Here is a 24,600-nt window from a genome sequence, read left to right as displayed (position 1 = left end):
GCCCACGGCCCCCGCCACCCCCACGCGCACAGCTCCGCCACCACCAGCCCCGGCCGGCCGCGGGCCATCAGCTCCTCCGCCCCCAGCCCGTACCGCTCAAGCGCCCCCGGCCGGTACCCGGTCACCACCACGTCGGCCTCGGCCAGCAGCCCCTCGAAGACGGCCCGGTCCCCCGCGTCCGCCAGGTCCAGCAGCGCCGACCGCTTCCCGAACCCGGTGTCCGCGTGCGCATCGTCCGACTCCGGCAGCCGCGGCGAGTCGATCCGCAGCACGTCCGCACCCAGCAGCCCGAGCGTCCGCGTCGCGACCGGCCCCGCGATGACCCGGGTCAGGTCCAGCACCCGCACCCCGGCCGCGGGCAGCGCCGCCGGCCCGAGCTCCCGCCCGGCGCGCGCCGCGCCCCCGGACTCCCGTACCTCCACCAGCGGCTGCGGATCCCCGTACTCGCCCGCCACAGCGACCGCCAGCCCGCCCTCCGCGTACACCAGTTCCTGCACCTCGACGGCCCCGCGCCCCGCCACCGCGTCCCGCAGCGCCTCGGGCGTCGCGGACGGCAGTCCCAACGCCCGTACCAGGGCGGCCCGGTGATGCGGATAGTTGGCGTGCGTCCGCACCCACCCGTCCGCCGCCCGCCAGAACCCCGACAGCGGCGCGAAGTTCACCGGCTCGCGCCCCGCCACCCGCAGGTGCCGCTCGCTGACGAACGCGGTGGCCACGGCTCCCTCGTCCACGACCAGCGGCTCCACCTCGTCCGCCGCGCGCCCCGCCCGAACCGCGGCCAGCTCCGCCGCGGCCAGCGCGCACACGCCCACGGTGGCGCGCGCCAGCTCCCGTACGGGCAGCGGCCCTTCCCCCAGTCCGCTGCCGCCCCGGTAGGCCACCCGCCCCACCAGCTCGTCGGCCCCGCCGAGTGCGCCCCAGGCCTGCCGCGTCCCACCGTCGAAGATCGTCATGGGCCCATTCTCCGAGGAACCCGCAAAAGCAGAAGATCCCGCCCGATCTTTCGATCGGACGGGATCTTCATCGTCTGTGGACCTGTGGGGATTTGAACCCCAGACCCCCTCGATGCGAACGAGGTGCGCTACCAGACTGCGCCACAGGCCCTTGCGACGTGTGAAACATTAGCATCCCCGCGCGGGTGCTCCAAAACCGATACCGGGGAGCGTCCGCGCAGGTCCGGTCATTCGTTCGCGGCGCGGGGGCGGTCGTCGCTCTCGTACTGGTCGAACAGCGGTGTGCGGCCGCGGCCCTGGCCGCGCGGGCGGGCGTTCGGCTGGGGCTTCTGGTCCGGCTTCGGCTCGGCCTTCGGGCCCGGCGACGGCTGGGCGCGCAGGCGGGGGTCCGTCGGCTCGGCCGTGCTGGAGCGGGTCGCGCTCCAGGCGTCCGGGGTCGCCGGGCCGGTGGCGCGGGGGGCGACCGGGGCCGTCACGTACGTCGGCAGCGGGACCGGGACCGGCTCCCAGCTGTCACCACGGGCGGGGCCGCGTTCCCGCTCGCGCTGCTGGTCCACCCACTCGGCGTGGTCGGTCTGCTCGACCAGCGCGCGCCGTCCGGCCTCCTGCGGGGAGACCGGTGGCGCAGGATCCGGTTCGGATCCGGCCGCGGCCTCCGGCTCACGGCGGCGCGGGCGGTTCTCGCGCAGCTGCCGGGCGGCGGCCTCGGCGCGCCGCCGGTCCATGGTGAACTCGTAGCGGCGCCGCTCCTGGACCCGCAGGTGCACGATGTACGCGCTCAGCAGCAGGGCCGGCACGGCGGGCGCCCAGAGGTAGCCCAGGCCGCCGACCGCCGCGACGATCGCACCCAGCGTGAAGATCAGGAAGAGGAGCGCGGTGGTGCGCCGACGGCGCGCGAGCACCTGCAGGCGCTGCTCGCGCCGGTGCCGCTCCGCCACGGCCGACCTCGGCTCCGCCCTGGTCGGGGGCACGACGACGGACCGGGCGTCGGCGTCCACGGAATTCACCGTTTCCGTCGCGGCGTCCGGGTCCGCGCGGTGCGGGGGCTCGGCCTCCTGGTCGCCGCGTTCCCGCAGCCCCTTGGCGTAACGGCGCTCCATTCCCGCCCGGCCGGAAAGCAGCCGAATGGCGGTGGAGAAGCGTTCCGTCGGACGGGCTTCGTTCAGCTCGTCCTGCCTCCGGAGCCACATGGGCACCAAGTAGGCGGCCCAGGCCCCGACAATGACTGCGTAGATGAGGCCGCTGCTGCTCACACCTCACACCGTAGAGGGGCGCGGCCGGGCGGATCCGCCAATTGGACCGGTGTGTCGCACGATCTGGCTGATATCACGGACTTTTTTTGTGATTCTTCGGATCAGGTTATGGGCGAATCGGTTCCCCCGCCCCGATAATTCGAACAGTTATTCGTTTATCGGTCGGCCGGCTCGCCCCCACTCGCTACGCCGACGAGGTGCCCTGCCTGCGTCCCCGGTGCCAGCGGCGCAGCAGCCCCTCCGGGACCTCCTCCGCCGTCAGGGCGTACACGAGATGGTCGCGCCACGCGCCGTCGATGTGGAGGTAGCGCGGCCGCAGCCCCTCCTCACGGAAGCCCAGTTTCTCCACGACCCGCCGGCTCGGCCCGTTCTCCGGGCGGATGCACACCTCGATCCGGTGCAGTCCGACCTTCGCGAAGCAGTGGTCCACGGCGAGCGCGACCGCCGTCGGCATGACGCCCCGGCCCGCGACCTCGCGGTCCACCCAGTAGCCGACGTGGCCCGCGCACATCGAGCCCCAGGTGATCCCGGCGACCGTCAGCTGGCCGACGAGGCGGCCCCGGTACTCGATGACGAACGGCAGCATCCGTCCCGCGTTCGCCTCGGCCCGCAGATGGCGGACCATCTGCCGGTACGTCGGCCGGTGGATCACCGGCCCCCACGGCGCGGGCGGCGGAATCGTCGCCTCCCACGGCCGGAGCCAGTCGCGGTTGCGCCGGTTGACCTCGCGCCAGGCGGCCTGGTCCCGCAGCTTTATCGGCCGGAGCGTGACGTCGCCGTCGGTCAGCACCACCGGCCAGGAGGGTCCGTTCAGCTCTGGCTCCCGTGGGGCTCCGCGGGTCTGGGGTGGTCGCCGCCCCGGATCTGGTCCACCGCGTGCGGCAGGATCCGGGCCAGGACGGCGAGGCCGTCGCGCACCCCGCCCGTCGAACCGGGCAGGTTCACGATCAGGGTGTGGCCCGCCACGCCCGCCAGGCCCCGGGACAGCGCCGCGGTCGGCACGGTCGCCAGGCCCTCGGCCCGGATGGCCTGCGGGATGCCCGGGATCTCGTAGTCCAGCACCCGCGCCGTGGCGTCCGGGGTGCGGTCGGTCGGCGAGATGCCGGTGCCGCCGGTGGTGAGGACGACGTCGTACCCCGCGGCCACGCCCTCGCGCAGCGCCTGCTCGACGGGATCCCCGTCGGGGACGACCCGGGGGCCGTCCACCGTGAAGCCGAGCTTCTCGAGCCCCTCGGCCAGCAGCGGTCCGCCCCGGTCGGCGTACACGCCCGCCGAGGCGCGGTTCGAGGCGGTGACCACGAGCCCGCGCAGGGTGCGCCCGGGCTCCCGGGCCGCGCCCGGAGCACCCTCGGCGTCGGCCTCTGGCTGGGGCGCCCGGGTCCCGCCCGCCGCCGGCGGTACGGGTGCGTGGACGTGACTGAACGCGTCGCCGCCGCGCGGGGCGTTCACGCGCGCGTCCAGTCGCCGGACTTGCCGCCGGTCTTCTCCTCCACCCGGACGTCCGTGATGACGGCGCCCTTGTCGACGGCCTTCACCATGTCGATGACGGTGAGCCCGGCGACCGCGACGGCGGTCAGCGCCTCCATCTCGACGCCCGTGCGGTCGGTGGTCTTGACGGTGGCCAGGATCTCGACGGCGTCGTCGGCGACCGAGAGGTCCACCTTCACGCCCGACACGGCCAGCGGGTGGCACAGCGGGATCAGGTCAGGGGTCTTCTTCGCGCCCATGATCCCGGCGATCCGCGCGGTGGCGAGGGCGTCGCCCTTGGGCACGCCCTCGCCGCGCAGCAGCTCGATCACCCGGGCGGAGACGAGCACGCGCCCGCTGGCCCGTGCCGTCCGCGTCGTGACGTCCTTCTCCGAGACGTCCACCATCCGGGCCGCGCCGGCCTCGTCGATGTGCGTCAGCCTGCTGTGCTCAGGGGGTCCGGGGGTCGCCCCCTGGGAAAACGCTGCCATAGGTTCGTGCCGCTCCCGCTCCGGGCCCCGCAAGGGCCTGTGTGGTGCAACACGCTACCCGCACCGTCCGGACTTCAGCCGAGCAGGACCACTTCCAGCTCCGACCCCGGCTCCACCGAGGTGACGTCCTCCGGTACGACCATCAGCGAGTCGGCGTGGGCCAGGGCCGCGATCAGGTGGGAGCCCGATCCGCCGACCGGGCTGACCGTGCCGCTCTCCGCGTCGTACTTGCCGCGCAGGAACTGGCGGCGGCCCGCCGGGGAGCCCAGCGCCTCGTCGGCCTTCAGGACCGCGCGCACGCTGGGGCGGTTGACGTCCGCCAAGCCCATGAGCGCGCGGATCGCGGGGCGCACGAACAGCTCGAAGGAGACGTACGAGGACACCGGGTTGCCGGGCAGGGCCAGCAGGGGGGTGTGGTCCGGGCCGATGGTGCCGAAGCCCTGCGGCTTGCCGGGCTGCATCGCGAGCTTGCGGAAGTCCATCCGCCCGCCGTCGGGCTCGTCCTCGGCCGTGGCCACCGAGGACAGCGCCTCCTTGACCACGTCGTACGCACCGACGCTGACGCCGCCCGTGGTGACCAGCAGGTCCGCGCGGATCAGCTGGTCCTCGATGGCGGAGCGCAGCGTCTCGGCGTCGTCGGCCACGGCCCCGACGCGGTAGGAGATCGCCCCGGCGTCGCGCGCGGCGGCGGCCAGCGCGAAGCTGTTCGAGTCGTAGATCGTCCCCGCGGCGAGGGACTCGCCCGGCTGGACCAGCTCGCTGCCGGTGGACAGTACGACCACGCGCGGGCGCGGCCGCACCCGTACGGTGCCCCGTCCGACGGCAGCGAGCAGCGCGATCTGCGGCGGGCCGAGCACCGTGCCGGCGGCCAGGGCGAGGTCCCCGGCCTGGACGTCGCTGCCGCGCGAGCGTACGTGCGCCCGAGCCTCGGCGGCCCGGTGCACGCGCACCTCGCCGCCCGCCCCCTCGGGGGCCTCGCTGGCCGGGGCCATGCCCGCGGCCGCGCCGCCGCCGCTGCCGCCGTCGGTCCACTCGACCGGTACGACGGCCTCGGCACCCGGCGGCAGCGGGGCGCCCGTCATGATGCGGGCGGCCTGGCCGGGGCCGACGGTGGGCAGGTCGCCGCTGCCCGCCGCCACGTCCCCGATCACCGTCAGCACCGCGGGGAACTCCTCGCTCGCGCCCTGGACATCGGCCGTGCGGACGGCGTACCCGTCCATGGAGCTGTTGTCGAAGGGCGGGAGCGCGACGGGCACGGTGACGTCCTCGACCAGGACACAGCCCTGGGCGTCGAGCAGCTGGAGCTCGATGGGCTCCAGCGGCCGGATCGCGGCGAGGACGTCCGCGAGGTGCTCGTCGACCGACCACAGGCGCTGGGCGCCGTGGCCGGTGTCCTGCGGTGCGCGGCTGCTCAAGGTGCTACATCTCCTCCGTGACGTAACGGTGAAGCCAGGTGCGGAACTCCGGGCCCAGGTCCTCACGCTCGCACGCGAGGCGGACGATGGCCCGCAGGTAGTCGCCGCGGTCTCCGGTGTCGTAGCGGCGGCCCCGGAAGACCACGCCGTGCACCGGGCCGCCCACGGTCTCGTCGGCGGCAAGCTTCTGCAGGCCGTCGGTGAGCTGGATCTCCCCGCCGCGGCCCGGCTCGGTCTCCCGCAGTATGTCGAAGATCGCCGGGTTGAGGACATAGCGTCCGATGACCGCGTAATTGCTGGGCGCGTCGGCCGGGTCCGGCTTCTCGACGAGACCGGTGATCCGGACGACGTCCTCCTCGTCCGTGGCCTCGACGGCGGCGCAGCCGTAGAGGTGGACGTTGGCCGGGTCGACCTCCATGAGGGCGATGACGGTGCCCCCGGTACGGGCGTGGACGTCGGTCATCTGGCGCAGCAGCGGGTCGCGCGGGTCGATCAGGTCGTCGCCGAGGAGGACGGCGAAGGGCTCGTCGCCGACGTGCGGCTCGGCGCACAGGACGGCGTGGCCGAGGCCGCGCGGGTCGCCCTGGCGGACGTAGTGCATGGTGGCCAGGTCGCTGGACTCCTGGACCTTCTTGAGCCGGTCGTCGTCGCCCTTGGCGATGAGGGCCGATTCCAGCTCGTAGTTGCGGTCGAAGTGGTCCTCGAGGGCGCGCTTGTTACGCCCCGTGATCATGAGGACATCGTCCAGGCCGGCCGACACGGCCTCCTCGACGACGTACTGGATGGCCGGCTTGTCCACGACGGGGAGCATTTCCTTGGGCGTCGCCTTCGTCGCCGGAAGGAAGCGGGTGCCGAGACCTGCGGCCGGGATCACGGCCTTCTTGATCACAGGGTGCAACTGAGTCATGGGCAGAACGATAGTGGGTCGAACAGACCGCTCCGGGCTTGATTCCGGCAAATAATTCCGCCTTCGCCCCGATTTGAAAGGAAAACAGAGTCAGCTGTGGTATGGAACCCGCCGAACCCGTCCGAAAAGGCCGGGCTGCGCCGAGAACTCCTCGCCGCCCGCCGCGCCTTGTCCCCCGCATTCCTGCGTACGTCGGCCCTCGCACTCTCCCGCTCCGCTCTTGAACTGCCCGAACTGGCCGATGCGCAGACCGTGGCCGCGTACGTCTCCGTCGGCGCCGAACCCGGCACCCGCGACCTGATCGACGCCCTGCGCGCGGCCGGCAAGCGCGTGCTGCTGCCCGTCCTGCTGCCCGACAACGACCTCGACTGGGCGGTGTACGAGGGCCCGGACGGCCTCGCCGAGGCCGCCCACCCTGGCAAGATGCGGCTGCTGGAGCCGGCCGGGGCCCGGCTCGGGCCGGACGCGGTCACCGGCGCCGACGCCGTCCTGCTGCCCGGACTCGCCGTGGACGGCCGCGGGATGCGCCTCGGGCGCGGCGGGGGCTCGTACGACCGGGTGCTGGCCCGCCTGGCGCACGCCGGGGCGCATCCCGCGCTGGTCGTGCTCCTCTACGACGAAGAGGTGGTCGCGCGGGTCCCGGAGGAACCGCACGACCACCCCGTTCAGGCGGTGGCCACCCCGTCGGGGGTGATCAGATTCACGGCTTGAGCGTCAGCGTCTCCGCGGTCGCCTTGTCCACGGCCTCCTTGCCGAAGGACCAGTCCAGCAGCTCGCCCTTGGCCCACATGTCCGTCTGGTCGTAGTAGTTGTCGTGGTACGCGTGGCCCGAGGCGCCGGTCAGGTTGATCCAGCGGGACTTGTCGAGGTCGCCGAGGTTCACGATCATGCGCATCGACGGGACCCAGGTGACCCCGTACCCGCTGGAGGCGTTCCAGCCGGTCGCGTTCACGGTGGCCTCGCCGCCGCCCAGGTTCCACGGGCCGCGGTTGAGGAGCCACTGCATGAAGCCGGGGCCCTCCGTGCCGATGGTCTGGTTCTTCAGCGTCAGCTGGTGCAGGCGGCCCCAGCTCCAGGTGGACTGGTCCTTGCCGAGCTTGGCGGTCAGCTCCCAGCGGGCGTCCTTCATGGCCCGTGCGAACAGCTGGTCGCGGGTGGCGGTCGCCGGCTGGTTGCGGGCGGCGGGCGTCTGCCACCAGGCCGACTTCTCGTCCTTGACCAGGCGCCTGACCACCTCGAACCAGCGGTCGCCGCCGTCCGGCTGCGCCGAGTCGGAGTCGCGCGTACCGCACTCGCGGACCGTCTTGGCCAGGTCGTCGACCGGACCGCTGCTCTCCTCCTGGACGTTCATGCAGCTGCCCTCGATCCGCAGCTCCTTCGGCATCTTGTCGCCGAAGGACAGCTTGAGGATGTTGCGCCAGACCGCGTTGAAGTACGCGGCGGCCGCCGAGTCGGGCTCCTGCGTGTAGTTCCAGCCCTCCAGCAGCTTCTGCGCCGAGCGCACGTCGGGGTCCGAGACCTCGATCTTGGCCAGCATCGGGGTGAGCAGCGCGGCGATCTCGCTGCTGTTGTCCATCTGCATGGTGCGCATGTCGTCGGTGGAGATCTTGCCGTTGTCCTTGATCTTCGCCTCGATGAGGTCGTTGATCCGCTGGCTGCGCGCGCCGTAACCCCAGTCGGTGGTCAGCACGTACGGGTACTTGCCCGCGCCGGTACCGCTCTCCACGACGGCCTGGTTCGCGGTGACGATGTAGCCGCGCGCCGGGTTGTAGTCGTACGGCATCTCGTCCTGCGGGATGTAGCCCGCGTTGCCGTCCTTTCCGCCCTTCCAGGCGTACTTGGAGTCCCAGCCGGGGGCCGGCATGCGGCCGTCGCCGGCGCCGCGCACCGGGATGCGGCCCGGGGCCTGGTAGCCGATGTTGCCCTTCGTGTCGGCGTAGATCAGGTTCTGGGACGGCACCTCGAAGTCGCGGGCGGCGGCGCGGAAGCCCGCGAAGTCCTTGGCCCGGTCGATGCCGAAGACCGCGTCCATCGACTTGCCCGGGTCCAGGGCGGTCCAGCGCAGGGCGACGGCGTAGCCGTTGCCGCGGTCGGGGGCCGAGCTGGAGACGGGGGCGCGGCTGCCCACCGTGCCGAGCTCGTCGCTGCGGTCGGAGATCAGCGGGCCGTTGTTGGTGGTGCGGACGGTGATCTTCTTGCTGGTGCCGCCCGCGATCTTGATGACCTCTTCACGGGTCGTGAAGGGGACCACCTTGTTGTCGTAGACGTAGCCCTCGGGCTTGACCTGCTCGAGGTAGAGGTCGGTGACGTCGGCGCCGAGGTTGGTCATGCCCCAGGCGATGTCGGCGTTGTGGCCTATGACCACGCCGGGCATGCCGGAGAAGGTGTATCCGGCGACGTCGTACTTGCACTGGTTGGAGACCGCACGGCAGTGCAGGCCCATCTGGTACCAGACCGAGGGCAGCTGCGGGGACAGGTGCGGGTCGTTCGCGAGCAGCGGCTTGCCGGTGGTCGTGTACTTGCCGGCGACGACCCAGGAGTTCGAGCCGATGCCGCTGCCGTTGGGGCCGAGGATCGCGGGGATCTTGTCCAGGGTGGCCGCGAGCGAGGTGAGGGAGGTGCGCAGGCCCGCGGTCGCGCCCTGCGCGCTCGCGTTGTCGGCGAGGCCGCTCGTGCCGGCGGCGGGGGCGGAGGCCGTCGAGGCCTGGGAGCCGGAGCCGGTACCCGCCCCGGAGCCCGTCCCCGTGGAGGCGGCGGCCGCGCCGCCCTGGGGGGCGTACTTCCCGCCGTCGATCTTGCCGCCGTCGACGACCGCCTTGTTCCGGTCGAAGGGGTACGGCGGGTAGAGCTCGTCGATCTGCGCCTGCGTGAGCTTGTTGGACATCAGCGCGCGGTCGATCTCGTCCTGCATGTTGCCGCGCAGGTCCCAGGCCATCGCCTTGAGCCAGGCCACCGAGTCCACCGGGGTCCACTGCTCGGGCTGGTAGGCGTCGCTGAGCTTGAGGGCGGCGTGCTCGACGGAGAGGTCCTTGCCGGTCTTCCCCTTCAGGTACGCGTTGACCCCGTCGGCGTAGGCCTGCAGGTACTTCTTCGTCTCGGCCGAGAGCTTCGTGTCGTACTCAGCCTGCGCGACCTGGCGCCAGCCGAGCGTGCGCAGGAAGGCGTCGGTCTCGACCTGGCCGGACCCGAACATCTCGGAGAGCCGGCCGGAGGTCATGTGGCGGCGGACGTCCATCTCCCAGAAGCGGTCCTGGGCGTGGACGAAGCCCTGCGCGCGGAAGAGGTCGTCGTCGTTGTCGGCGTAGAGCTGGGGAATTCCGTGGGAGTCGCGTTTGACCTCCACGGTCCCGGTCAGGCCGGGCACCTTGAGGGTGCCGGTGGCCTGGGGGAACGAGGCGCGGACGTTGTCCATGCTCCAGTACGTCCCGTATCCGAAGCCCGCGAGGAGCGCCAGGACCAGCACGAGCAGGATCAGACGGGCGCGTCGTCCCTTCTTCTTGACGGAAGGGGCGGTTTCGTTGGCGGGCATCGCTGTCCTTAGAGGGGCAGGGTGGTCCTGGGAGTGCTGGAGCAACCATAGGCGCAGGACCGGGTCCGTTGATCCGCCAGGGGTCGGGGTGACGAGGACAGGGGCCGGCAGGCGTTTCACAATGTGGTTATCGCGTAAAGGGCGCGTCAAATATTAGGTAAAGTAACGAAGTACCTGCCGATCTTGCCGGACTTGTCGCCTGGAGGAAACGTTCCGACTGGCGCCTTGAGGGAAAGGGCCGCCCCCTGACCGTCCACACGCTCAATGAGCTTCTGCTGGTCTGCTCGCTCGTGCTGCTCGTCGCCGTCGCGGCGGTACGCATCTCTTCACGCAGCGGCCTCCCCAGCCTGCTCATCTACCTCGGCATAGGCATCGCGATAGGCCAGGACGGCATCGGCAACGTCGTCTTCGACAACGCCGAACTGACCCAGGTCATCGGTTACGCCGCGCTCGTCGTCATCCTCGCCGAGGGCGGTCTGGGCACCAAGTGGAAACAGATCAAGCCCGCCCTGCCCGCCGCGATCGTCCTGTCCCTGGTCGGCGTCGCGATCAGCGTCGGCGTCACCGCGGCCGGCGCCCACTACCTGGTCGGACTGGACTGGCGCCAGGCCCTGCTGATCGGCGCGGTCGTCTCCTCGACCGACGCGGCGGCCGTCTTCTCCGTCCTGCGCAAGGTGCCGCTGCCCGCGCGGATCACGGGTGTGCTGGAGGCCGAGTCGGGCTTCAACGACGCCCCCGTCGTCATCCTGGTCGTCGCCTTCGCGACCGTCGGCCCGGTGGACCAGTGGTACGTCCTGCTCGGCAAGATCGCCCTCGAGCTGGCGATCGGCGTCGCGATCGGCCTGTCGGTGGGCTTCCTGGGGGCGTACGGCCTGCGGCACGTGGCACTGCCCGCCTCCGGCCTCTATCCGATCGCCGTGATGGCGATCGCCGTGACGGCGTACGCGGCCGGCGCGATGGCGCACGGCTCCGGCTTCCTCGCCGTCTACCTCGCGGCCATGGTGCTCGGGAACGCGAAGCTCCCGCACTGGCCGGCGACCCGGGGGTTCGCGGACGGACTCGGCTGGATCGCCCAGATCGGCATGTTCGTCCTGCTCGGCCTGCTGGTCACCCCGCACGAGCTGGCCCAGGACTTCTGGCCCGCCGTGGTCATCGGGCTGGTCCTGACGATGGTGGCGCGGCCGCTGGAGGTCTTCGTCAGCCTGCTGCCGTTCCGGCTGCCCTGGCAGGAGCAGGCCCTGATGTCGTGGGCGGGGCTGCGCGGCGCCGTGCCCATCATCCTGGCGACCATCCCGATGGTGACCGGCATCGAGGGCAGCGACCGCGTCTTCAACATCGTCTTCGTCCTGGTCGTCGTCTACACCCTGGTCCAGGGCCCGACCCTGCCGTGGCTCGCGCGCAAGCTGGAGCTCGGCGCCGGCGACGAGAGCGCCGCCGACCTGGGGATCGAGTCGGCGCCACTGGAGAAGCTGCGCGGGCACCTGCTCTCCTTCTCCATCCCGGACGCCTCGCGGATGCACGGCGTCGAGGTGAGCGAGCTGCGGCTGCCGCCGGGGGCGTCGGTGACGCTGGTGGTCCGGGACGCGAAGAGCTTCGTACCGCTGCCGTCGACCGTGCTGCGGCGCGGGGACGAGCTGCTGGTGGTGGCCACGGATCCGGTACGGGACGCGGCGGAGGCCCGGCTGCGGGCGGTGGCCCGGGGCGGCAAGCTGGCCGGATGGCTCGGGACGGGCTCGAACGGGGCTTGAGCGCGGGCCGTCCCGGACTTGAACAGAGAGTTAGAGCGTCGTTCTAATTCTATGTTTTCGGGGGTTTGCAAGCCGTTTCACCCTGTTTCGGAGCCCTGCGGAAGGCAAACTTCCCGTTAATCGCAGGTGAAGACACATTCTGTCACGGGAATCACAGGACGCTACGCGCGTACTACCTGTACGATAAAGGCACACCACATCGAACCAACTCTGCCTGACGCAGAGCTGGCGCGACCGCAAAGCGGCCGTGGCACCCTCCCGCAGTGGGCGCCCAGGTATCACTCGGTTCTGCGCAAGAGGACAGCTCTCGGGGCTCCCACATGTACGGGTGCGGTCGCTCACGAAGCGGCACACCGTCCGCAGACGGGGACGCTCTACCAGGCAGCGGAAAGGCCAGGCCGTGACATCCGCGGTCACGACCGACAAGTCCGCACGCCCCGGTTACGGGCAGCTCCTGCGCACGCCCGGCGCCATCGGCTTCGTCCTCCCGGGATTCGCCGCCCGGCTCCCGTTCGGCATGCTGACCATCAGCATCCTGCTGCTCGTGCAGCACACCACCGGTTCCTACGGCAGCGCCGGCATCGTCGCCGCCGTCACCGGCATCTCGATGGCGCTGTCCGCCCCGGTGATGGGCAAGCTCACCGACCGCCGCGGCCAGAGCGCCGTGCTGGTCCCCGTCGTCCTCATGCACTCCGCCGCCGTCAGCACCCTCGTGGCGCTCGCGCTGCTGGGCGCCCCCGTCTGGGCACTGGCGCTGGCCGCCGTCCCGGCCGGCGCCTCCGTCCCGCAGGTCGGGCCGATGGTCCGGGCCCGCTGGGCCGCCAAGCTCGAGGGCTCCCCGCTGCTGCCGACGGCCGCCGCGTTCGAGTCCGTCACCGACGAGTTCACCTTCGTCGTCGGCCCGGTGCTGGCGACCGCCCTGTGCACCGGCGTCCACCCGGCCGCCGGTCTGATCACCGAGGCCGCGCTGACGCTGGCCGGCGGTCTGGTCTTCGCCGCCCAGCGCGCCACGCAGCCGAAGCTGCACGCCGCCGCGGCCGGCGGCGAGAAGCACGCCTCCGCTCTGTCCTTCCCCGGCCTGCGCGTCCTGATCGTGGCCTTCCTCGGCATCGGCGCCGTCTTCGGCGGCATGCAGGTGTCGCTGGCCGCCTTCTCGAACGAGATCGGCAACCCGGGCGCCAACGGCCTGCTGTACGGCATCTTCGCGGCCGGCAACATGACCGCGGGCATCGCCTGCGGCGCCATCGCCTGGAAGATCGGCCCGCGCCGCCGGCTGCTGCTCGGCTACGCCGGCCTGACCGTGGCCGCCTCGGTCCTGTGGACCGCCCACTCGATGATCCTGCTGGGCGCGCTCGGCCTGGTCGTCGGCCTGTGCATCGCCCCGGCCCTGATCACCGGCTACACGATGATCGAGTCGCTGATCCCGGCGAACGCCCGGACCGAGGCCTTCACCTGGCTGACCGGTGCGGTCGCCTTCGGTCAGGCCACCGCCGTGACCCTGGCCGGCCGCCTGACGGACGCGCACGGGTCCTCGTACGGCTTCCTGGTGCCCATGGCGGGCACCGTGCTGGCGCTGGCGACCCTGCTCGCGCTGCGGTCGAGGCTGGCCCCGACGGCCCCGAGCCGGATCATCAACTCGTCCACGGGACCGGCGGCCTCCGTCGCGGCCGAGCAGGCCCCGGCTCCGCGGGTGAACGAGCGTGGTGTCGGTCACCGCGTGCCGGTGACGGTGGACTGATCGGCCGGAATACGTCACCATGGAACGTCGTTAGCACTCATCGAGTCAGAGTGCCAGGAGGAAATTCGTGCCGACCTACCAGTACCAGTGCACCGAGTGCGGTGAGGGCCTTGAGGCCGTGCAGAAGTTCACCGATGACGCACTGACCGAGTGCCCGAACTGCCACGGACGCCTGAAGAAGGTGTTCTCCGCGGTCGGCATCGTCTTCAAGGGATCCGGTTTCTACCGGAACGACAGCCGTGGCGCTTCGTCGAGCAGCACCCCTGCCTCGAAGCCGTCGACGCCTGCCGCCCCCGCCGCTTCGTCGACGTCCAGCACGTCTTCGACGTCGAGCTCGAGCAGCAGCTCCACCTCGGCTGCCTGATCTCTGATCTCGCCCGTTCTTGGCAAGGCCCCGTCGCCCCTTCCGGGCGGCGGGGCCTTGTGCATGCCCGGTTAGGGTGGCGGCATGGCTAACGCAGAGATCGGTGTCATCGGCGGTTCGGGCTTCTACTCCTTCCTGGAGGACGTCTCCGAGGTCCAGGTGGACACCCCGTACGGGCCCCCGAGCGACTCCCTCTTCTTCGGCGAGCTGGCCGGGCGGCAGATCGCCTTCCTCCCGCGCCACGGCCGCAGCCACAAGGTCCCGCCCCACAAGATCAACTACCGGGCCAACCTGTGGGCGCTGCGTTCGGCGGGCGTGCGCCAGGTGCTCGGCCCGTGCGCGGTCGGCGGGCTGCGCACCGAGTACGGTCCGGGCACGCTGCTCGTCCCCGACCAGCTGGTCGACCGTACGAAGTCCCGGGCGCAGACCTTCTTCGACGGCGAGCCGCTGCCCGACGGCACGGTGCCGAACGTCGTGCACACCACGTTCGCCGACCCGTACTGCCCGGTGGGCCGCTCGGTGGCGCTGGCGGCGGCGCGGGGCCGGGCGTGGGAGGCGGTGGACGGCGGCACGATGGTCGTGGTCGAGGGCCCCCGCTTCTCGACCCGCGCCGAATCGAAGTGGCATGCGGCGATGGGCTGGTCGGTCGTCGGCATGACGGGCCACCCGGAGGCGGTCCTCGCGCGCGAGCTGGGGCTCTGCTACACGTCGATGGCGCTGGTCACCGACCTGGACGCGGGCGCGGAGACGGGTGAGGGCGTGTCCCACACGGAGGTCCTGAAGGTCTTCGGCGAGAACGTCGGCCGCCTGCGCGAGGTCCTGTTCGACGCAGCGGCGGCGCTCCCGCCGACGGACTCCCGCGCCTGCCTGTGCACCCACGCGCACGACGGCTGGGACCTGGGCATCGAACTCCCGTAAGGAGCGCTGAGCGCCGCCTGCCGCCTGCCGCCTGCCGCCTGCCGCCTGCCGAGGACTCGGACATCGGCAACGCCTTCTTCGTCCACCCGCCGGCCGTCGTCCTCGGCGCGTGCGTGGAGCTCGACGCCGTCGGTGACGCCGTCGCGAAAACCTCCGCTCCGCAGTGGTGCAGTTCGCCACCACGAGCATTCCCGGAGAAATCCGAGGCGGGCTGTCACATTCCGGAGGGCTGTCCGGTCTCGGCTGGTGAAGGACCAACGGGACCGACCGTCCGATCCAGGAGGCGACCACCATGCCGCGCATCTCGCTCACCCCGCCGCGCACCCCCCTCATGCGCATCGGCGCCTGGTACTCGCGCCGCAAGTACGGCAAGGTGCTCGATCCCGGCCAGGCGTACGGGCACAACTCGCGCGTGCTGTTCACGTACGTACGCCTCGAGCAGCAGGCGGCGAAGTGGCACGCCCTCGACGCCGGGCTCAAGCACCTCGCCGTGATGGCGGCGGCGGCCCGGATCAACTGCTCGTGGTGCATGGACTTCGGCTACTGGGAGGGGTTGGAACGGGGGCTGTCGGCGCGCATGATCGAGCAGGTGCCACGGTGGCGGGAGGAGCGCAGGACGTACACGGAGCTGGAGCTGCTGGTCATGGAGTACGCCGAGGCCATGACCGAGACCGAGCCCGCGGTCACGGACGAGCTGGCCGCGGAGCTGATCGCGCGCCTGGGCGAAGCGGCGTTCGTCGAACTCACCGCGATGGTCGCCCTGGAGAACTGGCGCTCGCGGGTCAACCGGGCCTTCGGCCTGAGCAGCCAGGGCTTCTCGGAGGCCTGCGAGATCCCGGCCCGGCCGTGAACCGCACGATGGCGGGATGATCAACGGCCACGGGACGACCGTCGCCCTCGACTTCGCCGGCCGCCGCCGGGTCGGGGCGCAGGCCGCCTTTGCCGCCAGGCCCCGTACGTCGTGGTGGGGCGGTCGGTGACGCGGGCCGCCGGCCCGGTGGCGGCGCTGCGGCGGGTCCGGGCGGGCGGGCGGTGGCCTCCGAGCCGGGGCCCGAGGGACGCTCACTCCTGTGGGTGACGGCGTTGTCCACAGGCTGGGGATCATCCACAGGCGCGAGCGGGATTCGGCGGGGCGGCGGATCGTGAGGGGGTGTCCGGGCGATGGGCCCGGGCACCGGAACTCAGCCCACTGGTGGTGGCCGTCATGTCCAAGACCTCGTGCGTCTCTGCCCCTTCGTCCCCCTCCTCCCTGTCCACTCCCTCTACGTGCCCCCCTGCGCGCCCGGTACCGTCCTTCCCCCCGCTTCGCGTCGGCCGGGGCGGGGACCGGCTGCGCCGCGCCGTGCGGCGCCGGCGGCGGGCCGCTTCGGCCGGGCTGGCCGTCCTGGCGGCCGCCCTGGCGGTGGTGGGCGGGACGGAGGCGCAGGCTTCACGGGGCGCCGCGCCACCGGAGGTGAAACCGCCGCCCGCGGCGGTGCGGTGGGTGTCGGCGCCGGTGCGCATCGCGGACGCGGCGACGGTGCGGCTGCTGCGGTCCGGGGACCGGGTGGACGTGGTCGCGGCGGAGCGAGCCGGCCCGCCGCGGGTGGTCGCCGCGGGGGCCCGGGTCGTCGAAGTACCGGAGCCGGATAAGGGCGTGGGGGACGGCGGGGCCCTGGTGATCCTGTCGGTCCCCCGGGACACCGCGCGGGCTCTCGTGGGGGCGGGCGCAGTGGCACGGCTGGCGGTGACGTTGTGCTGAATCGGACGGGAGTACAGGCAAGTCACCACAAGACGGGCTCCGATTGGACACGCCGGGCCCGGACTGCCGTAGCTTTCGGAACCGTTGGCTCCATGTTCGGCGGATTCGAAGAGAGGCTCAGTGGTGAGCGAGAAGAAGGAGAGCGTCCTGGCAGGCTTCAAGGCCTTCCTGATGCGCGGCAACGTGGTCGACCTGGCGGTGGCGGTCGTCATCGGCGCCGCGTTCACGAACATCGTGAACTCGGTGGTGAAGGGGATCATCAGCCCGCTGGTGGGCGCCGTCGGCACGAAGAGCCTCGACGGCTACACGTCCTGCCTGAAGGGCCCCTGCGGCATCGACGCGAAGGGCGACGCCATCGGCGTCAACATCCTTTGGGGATCGGTGCTGAACGCCGCGCTGACCTTCCTGATCACGGCCGCGGTCGTCTACTTCCTGATGGTGCTGCCGATGTCGAAGTACCTCGCCAAGGTGGAGCAGCGCCGCCGGGCCAGGGAGGGTGTCCAGGAGACCATGGAGATCACCGAGCTGGTGGTCCTCAAGGAGATCCGGGACGAGCTGGTCGCCCAGCGGAGCCCGAACGGCCACAGGGGCCAGGGCGGTCAGGGCGAGTACGGCGGCCAGGGCGGCCAGTACAGCCACCCGGGATCGGGGTACTAACAGGTCAGAGGTGGTGCGGCGGCTTCTCGTCGAGGAAGCGGGCCAGGTCGGCGGCGCTCCCGCCGGAGGGCGGCCCCTCGCCCCATCCGCGGTCGGTGTCGTCCGCGGACTGCTGGTCCAGCGGGTCGTCGAAGACGAGCCGGGGCCTGGGCTTCGCCGCGGGCACGGCCTCGGGCCGGGGGTCGGGCTGCGAGGACTGCGGGTCGGAGGCGGGGGCGGTGCTCATGCCTCCAGGGTACGGCCGCCCCCGGCCGGTGCTGCGACCCCGGAGCCGGCCCGGCTCCGGGGCCCGCCCCGGGCCGCGCCCCGGCTCTCGCCCGGGGTCAGCTGGGGGCCTCGGCGCCCTTGCGGGCGTAGAACCACCAGCACACGGCCAGGCAGGTCGCGTAGAAGCCGATGAAGAGCCACAGCGCGTTCGTGACGGCCATGGCCGCGAACATCGCGGGGATGAAGAAGAAGCCGTAGGCGGCGATGGCGGAGGAGAAGCCGGTGACGGCGCCCGCCTCCCTCTCCGACTGCTTCAGCGCTGCGGCCTGCGCCTCGGGCCCCTTCCCCTCGGCGTCCCGCATGTGCTGCTCCCGGAAGATCACCGGGATCTGCCGGAACGTCGATCCGTTGCCCAGCCCGGAGAAGGCGAAGGCGGCGAGGAAGCCGACGAGAAACGCCCAGAAGCTGCCCTGGTCGCCGCCCGAGGGCAGCGCGAAGATCACCACGACCAGGGCCGCGGCCATGCCCACGAACGACAGCATGGTGACGCTGGCACCGCCGATCTTGTCGGAGAGCCAGCCACCGGCCCACCGCATGAGCGCGCCGATGAACGGGCCGATCCAGGCATAGGTGGTGGCCTGGTAGCCCTGCGCCTCGAAGTTGTTCTTGATCAGCAGGGGCAGGCCGGCGGCGAAGCCGATGAAGGACCCGAAGGTGCCGACGTAGAGCCAGGTCATCAGCCAGTTGTGCTTGCGCCGAAAGATGATCTTCTGCTGGCTGAAGGGGGCCGCGGCCACCCTGAGGTCGTTCATCAGGAACCAGGCGAGCAACGCCATGATCACCAGCAGCGGCACCCAGAGGAAGGCGCCGTTCTGGAGCCAGATGTCGGTGTTCTCCTTCGCGTCGTACTGCGGGCCGCCCGCGGGCGCGCCGAGCACGGCGGCGGTGACCATCAGCGGGGCGACCAGCTGGACCACGCTCACGCCGAGGTTCCCGAGGCCGCCGTTCAGGCCGTTGGCACTGCCCTTGTCCCGCTTGGGGAAGAAGAAGCCGATGTTCGCCATCGAAGAGGCGAAGTTGGCGCCGCCGATACCGCAGACGGCCGCGATCAGAGCCAGCTCCCAGTACGGGGTGCCCGTGTCCTGCAGGGCGAAGCCCAGCCACAGCATGGGCCCGATCAGGATGATCGTGCTGAACGCGGTGAACTTCCGCTCGCCGAAGTTCGGCCCGATGAAGGTGTACAGGATCCGGAAGGTGCCGCCCGTGATGCCGGGGATGGCGGTCAGCCAGAACAGCTGCGACTTGGAGAAGCCGAAGCCCACGTCGTTCAGCTTGACCACGGTGACCGACCAGACCTGCCAGACCACGAAGCCGAGCATCAGCGCGGGGATCGAGACCCAGAGGTTCCGCTGGGCGACTGTGCGGCCGGTGGACTGCCAGAAGTCCTCCTCCTCGGGCCGCCAGTCGCCGATGGTGGCACCGGGTTCGTAGCTCTCCCGGCGGTGGGGGCGTACGGGGGACGGGGTGGGCGTGGGCGTGGGCGTGGGGATCGACACGGTCATCGGTCCTTCGGGTCGAGGAGCCGCAGTCCCAGCACGACGAGGAAGGACAGGATCAGGGACCCCGCCGCCCACCAGGCCGTACCGGTGTTGCCCTCCACCCACTCGTTGACTGTCACCGTGAGCGCCCGGAGCTGGCCGCTCACGACGGTGAGGGCCAGGGCCGGACGGGCCTTGAGCCTGGAGGACCGCTCCGGCTCCTGTTCGGTGCCGGCGCCCGGGCCAGGACCCGTGTGCCGGATCCGCGGGCCGCCGTAGCCGGACGAGCTGGTGGGCGGCCCAGCGGGAGCGCGAGCAGGCGCCGAGGAACTTCTGGAAGCCGAGGTGGGTGGCGGTCATCCGCGGCAGGGCGGTCGGAGCCTTGCGGAAGTCGGCGGCGCAGAAGAAGCTGCCGAAGCCCTTCGTGAACAGCTGCCGTGTGCCGGGCGCGGAGACCCAGACCGTGTACCGGTAAGGCCACGCCGAAGGCGAGGAAGACGGTGGCGACGGCGTACGGCAGCAGCGCGGAGTCGAAGTCGCTCAGGAGCCGGCTGCCGAGCACGACCGCGGCGATGAGCAACAGCAGCGAGACGACCGTGCCGGCCAGGGTGCCCCGGGCGGAGACGGATCCCCCGGCCGGTGGGAGGCTCCCGGCCCCCGGCGACTCGGCCGGGCGCGGAGGCGCGGACGGGGGCGGGGGCGGCTCGGCCGCGAGGACTTCTGAGGGCTCGGACACAGCACCACGCTAGGCGGTCTGTACCGATCAGGCCCGCTATGACGGGGTCATGGAGGGGCCGGACGGGTGAGGCCGCGGACGGCTCGGACTCCTCGGACGGCTCACACGGCGGTCCGCCCCTGCGCCTCGAAGACCGCCTTGGCCCGGGCGACCCGCGCCGCCTCGGGCGACGGGGTGCCGGGCAGCGCGAAGGCCCCCGGAGAGGAAGGTGACGAAGCGGGTTCCGGGGCCGTCGAAGGACAGGGTCCCGTCGCCCGCAGTGCATGGGTCGGCCCGCCGGGCGTAGGTCAGGGGTTCGCGGCCCCGCCGGCCGCGCGCCTCGCCTGCCGGCCGGCGTACGGCTGGTGTCCTGGCGGTGTGACGTACGTACCAATGACCTCCCGCAGCCGGGACGAGGGCCACCGGGCCGCGACCCCGCTGGAGCTGTTCTTCGACCTCTGCTTCGTGGTCGCGGTGGCACAGGCCGGCCGGCAGCTGGTCCACGCACTCGCCGAGGACCACGTCGCCGCCGGCATCACCGGCTACCTCTTCGTGTTCTTCGGCGTGTGGTGGGCCTGGATGAACTTCACCTGGTTCGCCTCCGCCTACGACGTCGACGACGTGCCGTACCGGATCGCGACCCTGGTGCAGATCGCCGGCGTGCTCGTCTACTCGGCCGGGATCCCGCGCGCCTTCAGCGACAACGACTGGACCGTCGCCGTCCTCGGCTACGTGGTGATGCGTCTCGCGCTCACGGCGCAGTGGCTGCGCGCCGCCGCCGGGGAGCAGGGCCCGGCCCGGCGCACCGCCCTCACGTACGCGATCGGGCTGGTGGTCTGCCAGGCGGGCTGGGTGGCGCTGCTCGCGGCCCCCGAGCGCTCCCGCAGATGGCTCTTCCTGGTGCTCGTGATGATGGAGCTGCTCGTTCCGGTCCTGGCCGAGCGCAGCTACCAGACCCAGTGGCATCCGCACCACATCGCCGAACGGTACGGCCTGTTCACCATCATCGTGCTCGGCGAGACCATCGCCGCCAGCACGGTCGCGGTCCAGTCGGCGATCGACGAGCACGAGGCGCTGGGCGAGCTGCTGCCGATCGCGGCGGGCGGGCTGCTGCTGGTCTACGCCGCCTGGTGGATCTACTTCGCCGTCCCCGCGCACGACCGGCTGCAGAGCAACCGCCAGGCCATCCCCTGGGGATACGGGCACTTCGTGATCTTCGCGTCGGCCGCGGCCATCGGGGCGGGCATCGAGGTGGCGATCGAGCACACGGTCGGCAAGGCCCACATCTCGACGCTCGCCGCCAACCTCTCGGTGTGCATCCCGGCGGCCCTGTTCTTCGCCTTCGTCTGGCTGCTGCACTCCCGCCACTTCAAGCGCGGTACGGCCCAGCAACTGGTGCTGCCCGTCTCGGCGCTGGTGATCCTCGCGTGCGCGTGGACCGGCGCGCAGGCGGTGCTGTGGGCCGGGCTGGTCGCCGCGGCCACCGTCGCGGTGGGCGTGACCTTGGTGCACCGCGAGCGTTCTGGTGCGTGAGGACGGCGGGCGGCGCCGGCCGCGGCGGCCCGGCGAGCGCGCCGGCGACAGGAAGAAGAAACGATGAAGGTCCCGGTACAGCAGGACACGGGCTCGGGCGCGGCGGTGGCGGAGTACGGGGAGCTCGCCGACCCTGCGTTCTGGCAGCAGCCCCCAGCCGCGCGGCTCGCGGCGTTCGCCCGGCTGCGGGCGCTGGAGTCCCCGGTCTACGTGCCCGAGGGGAAGGGCCGCGGGCACTGGGCCCTCGTACGGCACGCGGACGTGCAGGAGGCGAGCCGGCTCCCGAAGGTGTTCGCCAGCGCGCCCGGGGTGACCACACCCGAACCGGCCCGGTGGGTGCGGGCGCTGTTCGGGGACTCGATGGTCAACCTGGACGGCGCCGACCACGCGCAGCTGCGCAAGATCGTGCAGCGGGCGTTCACGCCGCGGCTGCTGGCCGCGGCCGAGCAGGACATCCACGCGGTGGCCGCCCGGATCGTGGACGACGTACTGGAGGACGGGCCCGACGAGTTCGTCTCGGCCGTGTCCTCCCGGCTGCCGCTCGAGGTCATCTGCAACATGATGGGCATCCCGGAGCGCTACCGCGCCGAGATCGCCGACCGGGTCAACCACGCCTCGGAGAACATCGGCGTCGAGCGGGGCCTGGCCTCGCGGCTGCGGATGCCCGGCCGCGGGCTGCGGGCCCTGGCCAAGATGCAGCGGATGGTCGCGGGCATCGGGCGGGAGCGGCGCAAGAACCCCACCGACGACCTGATCTCCGCCCTGGTCACCGCGGACGTGGACGGGCAGGCGCTGAACGCCCGCCAGCTGGGGGCGTTCTTCTCGCTGCTGATGGTGGCCGGGGTGGAGACCACGCGCAACGCGATCACCCACGGGCTGACGCTGCTGACCGATCACCCCGGCCAACGGGACCTGCTGCTCGAGGACTTCGAGGCGTACGCGGACGGCGCGGTGGACGAGATGATCCGGCACTCGACGCCGATCATCCAGTTTCGCCGGACCGTGGCAGCCGAACACACCCTGGGCGGCCACCTGTTCCGGCCCGGCGACAAGGTGGTGCTGTACTACGCGTCCGCCAACCGCGACGAGGCCGTCTTCCCCGACCCCGACGCCTTCGACATCACCCGCTCGCCCAATCCGCACCTGGGCTTCGGCGGCGGCGGCCCGCACTTCTGCCTGGGCGCGCACCTGGCCCGGGTGGAGATGAAGGCCCTGTTCCGCGAACTGCTGACCCGGCCGGTGGGACTGCGTGCGGTGGGGCTGCCGGACCTGGCGGGCTCGAACTTCGACAACCGCGTCCGCTCGCTCCGCTTCGCCTTCGAACGCCCGTAGGGCCGATGTGGGCCCCCGCAACGGGGAACCGGCCACCGGGCAGGCTGGGAGCCCGGCGGCCGGAGGAGGGGCTCGGTCCCCGGGGCCTGCTACTGCAGGCGCCGGACCGTGAGCACGCAGTGGGCGCTGCCCGTGAGCACGGCCTCGTCCCCTGCGAACGCCTGGAGGGTTTCCGGCGCGACCGGCTCCCCCGGGACGGCCTCGGGCCAGGCGCGCGTGGCGAACAGGAAGTAGGCCTGGCCGCTCTCGTTCGCCGCGGCGACCCACTCGGCCGGGGCGGTGCAGGTCGCGTTCAGCCCGGGCAGGGTCAGCGCGACCTGGTTGCCCGCCAGCATGATCTGCACCGGGAAGGCGGCCGGGTTGCGGGTGCCGTCCATGACCACGTCACCGATGGGCAGGCCGATCTCCTCCAGCAGCCCGCGGGCGGCCTTCTCGCCGGCCTCCCGCCCCTGCGGTCCGTCGCCGAGGGTGTAGGCGAGCAGGTACGGGATGTCGTGGCCCTCGGAGGGGTCGCCGATCCAGGCGAGCACGGAAAGGGTGCCGAGCTGGGACCGGTCGATTTCGGCTTGAGTTGAAGTCATGCGCCGCACCCTAGTGGTCTCTCCCGCGGCCCTTTCAGGCCTTTCACCCGGGCGGGCTAGACGGCCCAGAATCCCTCTTCGGAATTCGCGTGAATGTTCGTGTCCTGGTACTGGAGCCGCACAATGCGCGCCTTTTCCGGGATTTCGAACACCACCCATCCATCGGCCTGCTCGCCTACGGCGAGGGAATCGAAGACGAGCGGTTTGCCGGTGGTCAGTTCACCGGTCGGCACCACCGGGTGGCGGCCCCCCGCGCTGTCGTACGCCCACATGCGCCCGAGGGCCCCGTACGAGGCCCCGCCGACGTTGACGAACGACATCGAGGCGGCCACCCAGCGCTTGCCCGCGGGCGGCGCGTAGTTCTTCTCCACGCTGACCGCGGGGTCGACGTACGCGGTGAGCACGGCCTGCAGGTGCCGGCCCACCTGGCGGCCGTGCACCCGTACGGAGTCACCCACGTGGGCATCCTTCACGGCGGCCTGGCCCGCCCCGGGGGCCGCGGCCGGATCCTCCTCGGCGCCCGGCGCGCCGTCGTCCACCGGGACGGCGGGCGCCGCGGCCGGGGCGAGCGCGGCCCCCTCGGGGGCGCCGGAACAGGCCGTGGCACCGAACAGCAGGAGGGGCAGGAGAGCGGCGGCGAGGACGGAAGCGGACTGGCGCATGCGCGATCCCTTCGGGGACCTTCGGGGACGTATTCCGGTCAGTCTCACGCGCCCGAGCGGGCAATTGCACACACCGACACGGGCGTGCGGAAGGAGTTGCCCGCCATCTGCCAGCACAATGCGTTTCGGCGCTTTTGTGCCGACCCACCCCCCATGGAGGATTCATGCGAGTTTCCACCCGCCGACTGGCCGTCACGGTGCTCTCCGCGCTGGCCGCGGCCACCGTATGCACCACTCCCGCCGGCGCCCGGACCCACGGCGACGAGATTTCCGTACAGGAATTCGGTCACCTCTCCGACGGCGGCCGCGTCACCCTTTCCGGGACCTACACGTGCCGGCCCTCGTCACCCCGTGGAGTGCAGATCCAGGTCACGCTCGTGCAGGGCGGAACCCGCCTCGGCTTCGGCGGCGAGGAGGCCGTCTGCGACGGGTACGAGCACGACTGGTCCGCGTCGGCCCCGCTGGACCTGGTGCACCTGCACCCGGGTGCGGCCGGCGCGGAGGCCAGGCTCCAGTCCGCGAGCCTGCACTCCGGGTTCACCTTGCGCGTGTCCTACCTGGCGAAGACGGAGCGGCAGATCCGGCTGGAGGAGAAGCACCACTGAGGCACGCACCCGGCCGTAGCCGGTAGCCGCCGCTACCGGCAGGCGGGCGCCACGCCGGTCATCGACATGAACGCGACGGTCCGGCAGCCGGTATCGGCAGGGGGGCGCCCCGCCGTGCCGTGCACGGCCGTCGGAACCCCGACGGCCAGCAGGAGCAGCGCGAGCAGAGCGGTCGTGGCGCCCTTGCCCGGCCGCTTGTTCAGCCGGTGCACGGCAGGATCCGTGTCCATGCGGTCGTCCGTTCCA

At 72.0% G+C, this 24,600-nt stretch carries 24 protein-coding genes, 1 tRNA gene and 2 pseudogenes; 11 read left to right on the top strand and 16 right to left on the bottom strand.

The genetic code is table 11. The features are described 5' to 3' along the window. The 8 genes from IF09_RS0134800 to galU form a co-directional block, all read right to left on the bottom strand. The coding region (locus IF09_RS0134800; RefSeq protein ID WP_030302760.1) for a CoA transferase at positions 1–953 on the bottom strand (953 nt) is incomplete at its 3' end. A 77-nt stretch (positions 954–1,030) separates the two neighbouring features. Then, positions 1,031–1,104, bottom strand: a tRNA-Ala gene (locus IF09_RS0134795). Between the two features lie 76 nt (positions 1,105–1,180). Then, positions 1,181–2,206, bottom strand: a complete 1,026-nt coding sequence (locus tag IF09_RS0134790; RefSeq protein ID WP_030302758.1) for a membrane protein — start codon at positions 2,204–2,206, stop codon at positions 1,181–1,183. Between the two features lie 184 nt (positions 2,207–2,390). After that, the gene (locus IF09_RS0134785; protein ID WP_030302756.1) at positions 2,391–2,999 is read right to left on the bottom strand and encodes a GNAT family N-acetyltransferase; all 609 of its coding nucleotides are present in this window, start codon (positions 2,997–2,999) and stop codon (positions 2,391–2,393) included. 17 nt (positions 3,000–3,016) lie between these two features. Continuing rightward, positions 3,017–3,517 carry a MogA/MoaB family molybdenum cofactor biosynthesis protein gene (locus IF09_RS0134780; protein WP_030302753.1) on the bottom strand — a complete coding sequence of 167 codons (501 nt, stop codon included), beginning with the start codon at positions 3,515–3,517 and terminating at the stop codon, positions 3,017–3,019. 134 nt (positions 3,518–3,651) lie between these two features. Further along, entirely contained in the window at positions 3,652–4,164 is a 513-nt protein-coding gene (moaC, locus tag IF09_RS0134775; protein ID WP_030302752.1) for a cyclic pyranopterin monophosphate synthase MoaC, read from the bottom strand. Positions 4,165–4,238: 74 nt separating this feature from the next. Further along, a complete protein-coding gene (glp, locus tag IF09_RS0134770; protein ID WP_051833436.1) occupies positions 4,239–5,579 on the bottom strand; it encodes a gephyrin-like molybdotransferase Glp in 1,341 nt (446 codons plus the stop codon). 4 nt (positions 5,580–5,583) lie between these two features. Beyond that, on the bottom strand, positions 5,584–6,486 hold the full coding sequence (gene galU, locus IF09_RS0134765) for a UTP--glucose-1-phosphate uridylyltransferase GalU (protein WP_030302749.1): 903 nt from the start codon (positions 6,484–6,486) through the stop codon (positions 5,584–5,586). A gap of 96 nt (positions 6,487–6,582) precedes the next feature. Between galU and IF09_RS0134760 the strand changes: the two genes are divergently transcribed. Further along, positions 6,583–7,197, top strand: a complete 615-nt coding sequence (locus IF09_RS0134760; protein ID WP_030302748.1) for a 5-formyltetrahydrofolate cyclo-ligase — start codon at positions 6,583–6,585, stop codon at positions 7,195–7,197. Here IF09_RS0134760 and IF09_RS0134755 read toward each other — a convergent pair. Further along, positions 7,187–10,015, bottom strand: coding sequence for a penicillin acylase family protein (locus tag IF09_RS0134755; protein WP_030302746.1), 2,829 nt, complete (start codon positions 10,013–10,015; stop codon positions 7,187–7,189). The two genes, IF09_RS0134760 and IF09_RS0134755, sit on opposite strands and share 11 nt — an antisense overlap. Positions 10,016–10,287: 272 nt before the next feature. Between IF09_RS0134755 and IF09_RS0134750 the strand changes: the two genes are divergently transcribed. The 7 genes from IF09_RS0134750 to mscL all read left to right on the top strand — a co-directional run bounded on the left by IF09_RS0134750 (position 10,288) and on the right by mscL (position 17,181). Beyond that, entirely contained in the window at positions 10,288–11,763 is a 1,476-nt protein-coding gene (locus IF09_RS0134750) for a potassium/proton antiporter (protein WP_418953094.1), read from the top strand. 400 nt (positions 11,764–12,163) lie between these two features. Continuing rightward, on the top strand, positions 12,164–13,501 hold the full coding sequence (locus IF09_RS0134745) for an MFS transporter (protein ID WP_030302743.1): 1,338 nt from the start codon (positions 12,164–12,166) through the stop codon (positions 13,499–13,501). A 67-nt stretch (positions 13,502–13,568) separates the two neighbouring features. After that, complete coding sequence (locus IF09_RS43870; RefSeq protein WP_078613644.1) at positions 13,569–13,865, top strand: FmdB family zinc ribbon protein; 297 nt, start codon at positions 13,569–13,571, stop codon at positions 13,863–13,865. An 84-nt stretch (positions 13,866–13,949) separates the two neighbouring features. Then, the gene (locus IF09_RS0134735) at positions 13,950–14,783 is read left to right on the top strand and encodes an S-methyl-5'-thioadenosine phosphorylase (RefSeq protein WP_030302741.1); all 834 of its coding nucleotides are present in this window, start codon (positions 13,950–13,952) and stop codon (positions 14,781–14,783) included. Positions 14,784–15,075: 292 nt separating this feature from the next. Further along, entirely contained in the window at positions 15,076–15,633 is a 558-nt protein-coding gene (locus IF09_RS0134730; RefSeq protein WP_030302739.1) for a carboxymuconolactone decarboxylase family protein, read from the top strand. 492 nt (positions 15,634–16,125) lie between these two features. After that, positions 16,126–16,524 carry a hypothetical protein gene (locus IF09_RS45200; protein ID WP_324606888.1) on the top strand — a complete coding sequence of 133 codons (399 nt, stop codon included), beginning with the start codon at positions 16,126–16,128 and terminating at the stop codon, positions 16,522–16,524. 123 nt (positions 16,525–16,647) lie between these two features. Then, on the top strand, positions 16,648–17,181 hold the full coding sequence (gene mscL / locus IF09_RS0134715; RefSeq protein WP_030302734.1) for a large conductance mechanosensitive channel protein MscL: 534 nt from the start codon (positions 16,648–16,650) through the stop codon (positions 17,179–17,181). Positions 17,182–17,185: 4 nt separating this feature from the next. Here mscL and IF09_RS0134710 read toward each other — a convergent pair whose 3' ends face one another. From IF09_RS0134710 to IF09_RS47620, 4 genes and pseudogenes are all read right to left on the bottom strand, one after another. Then, on the bottom strand, positions 17,186–17,407 hold the full coding sequence (locus IF09_RS0134710) for a hypothetical protein (protein WP_030302732.1): 222 nt from the start codon (positions 17,405–17,407) through the stop codon (positions 17,186–17,188). A 97-nt stretch (positions 17,408–17,504) separates the two neighbouring features. Beyond that, on the bottom strand, positions 17,505–18,944 hold the full coding sequence (locus IF09_RS0134705; protein WP_234321265.1) for a NarK family nitrate/nitrite MFS transporter: 1,440 nt from the start codon (positions 18,942–18,944) through the stop codon (positions 17,505–17,507). A 2-nt stretch (positions 18,945–18,946) separates the two neighbouring features. Beyond that, positions 18,947–19,210, bottom strand: a pseudogene (locus IF09_RS0134700) (hypothetical protein); the annotation flags it as partial. Continuing rightward, positions 19,209–19,662, bottom strand: a pseudogene (locus IF09_RS47620) (MFS transporter); the annotation flags it as partial. The pseudogenes IF09_RS47620 and IF09_RS0134700, both read right to left, overlap by 2 nt. 372 nt (positions 19,663–20,034) lie before the next feature. On the opposite strand from IF09_RS47620, the gene IF09_RS0134685 reads away from it, so the two are divergent. Together IF09_RS0134685 and IF09_RS0134680 are read left to right on the top strand one after the other, a co-directional pair. Further along, positions 20,035–21,174 (top strand): low temperature requirement protein A, encoded by a 1,140-nt coding sequence (locus tag IF09_RS0134685; protein WP_030302724.1) that lies wholly within the window; start codon positions 20,035–20,037, stop codon positions 21,172–21,174. Between the two features lie 63 nt (positions 21,175–21,237). Then, the gene (locus IF09_RS0134680; RefSeq protein WP_030302722.1) at positions 21,238–22,506 is read left to right on the top strand and encodes a cytochrome P450; all 1,269 of its coding nucleotides are present in this window, start codon (positions 21,238–21,240) and stop codon (positions 22,504–22,506) included. A gap of 89 nt (positions 22,507–22,595) precedes the next feature. On the opposite strand, the gene IF09_RS0134675 is transcribed toward IF09_RS0134680, so the two are convergent. Next, positions 22,596–23,087, bottom strand: a complete 492-nt coding sequence (locus IF09_RS0134675; protein WP_030302720.1) for a DUF5949 family protein — start codon at positions 23,085–23,087, stop codon at positions 22,596–22,598. A gap of 56 nt (positions 23,088–23,143) precedes the next feature. Then, complete coding sequence (locus IF09_RS0134670) at positions 23,144–23,749, bottom strand: DUF4352 domain-containing protein (RefSeq protein WP_051833433.1); 606 nt, start codon at positions 23,747–23,749, stop codon at positions 23,144–23,146. A 164-nt stretch (positions 23,750–23,913) separates the two neighbouring features. Here IF09_RS0134670 and IF09_RS42205 point away from each other — a divergent pair, with 164 nt between their 5' ends. Further along, positions 23,914–24,354 carry a DUF6299 family protein gene (locus IF09_RS42205; protein ID WP_051833431.1) on the top strand — a complete coding sequence of 147 codons (441 nt, stop codon included), beginning with the start codon at positions 23,914–23,916 and terminating at the stop codon, positions 24,352–24,354. 32 nt (positions 24,355–24,386) lie between these two features. On the opposite strand, the gene IF09_RS0134660 is transcribed toward IF09_RS42205, so the two are convergent. Continuing rightward, on the bottom strand, positions 24,387–24,584 hold the full coding sequence (locus IF09_RS0134660; protein ID WP_051833417.1) for a hypothetical protein: 198 nt from the start codon (positions 24,582–24,584) through the stop codon (positions 24,387–24,389). Positions 24,585–24,600: the final 16 nt, after the last annotated feature.

Origin of the sequence: Streptomyces katrae, from assembly GCF_000717655.1 — a bacterium.
In the GTDB taxonomy this organism is placed as follows: Bacteria; Actinomycetota; Actinomycetes; order Streptomycetales; family Streptomycetaceae; genus Streptomyces; species Streptomyces katrae_B.
Note: the sequence above shows the minus strand (reverse complement) of the source record. Positions and strands in the feature narration are given on the sequence as shown.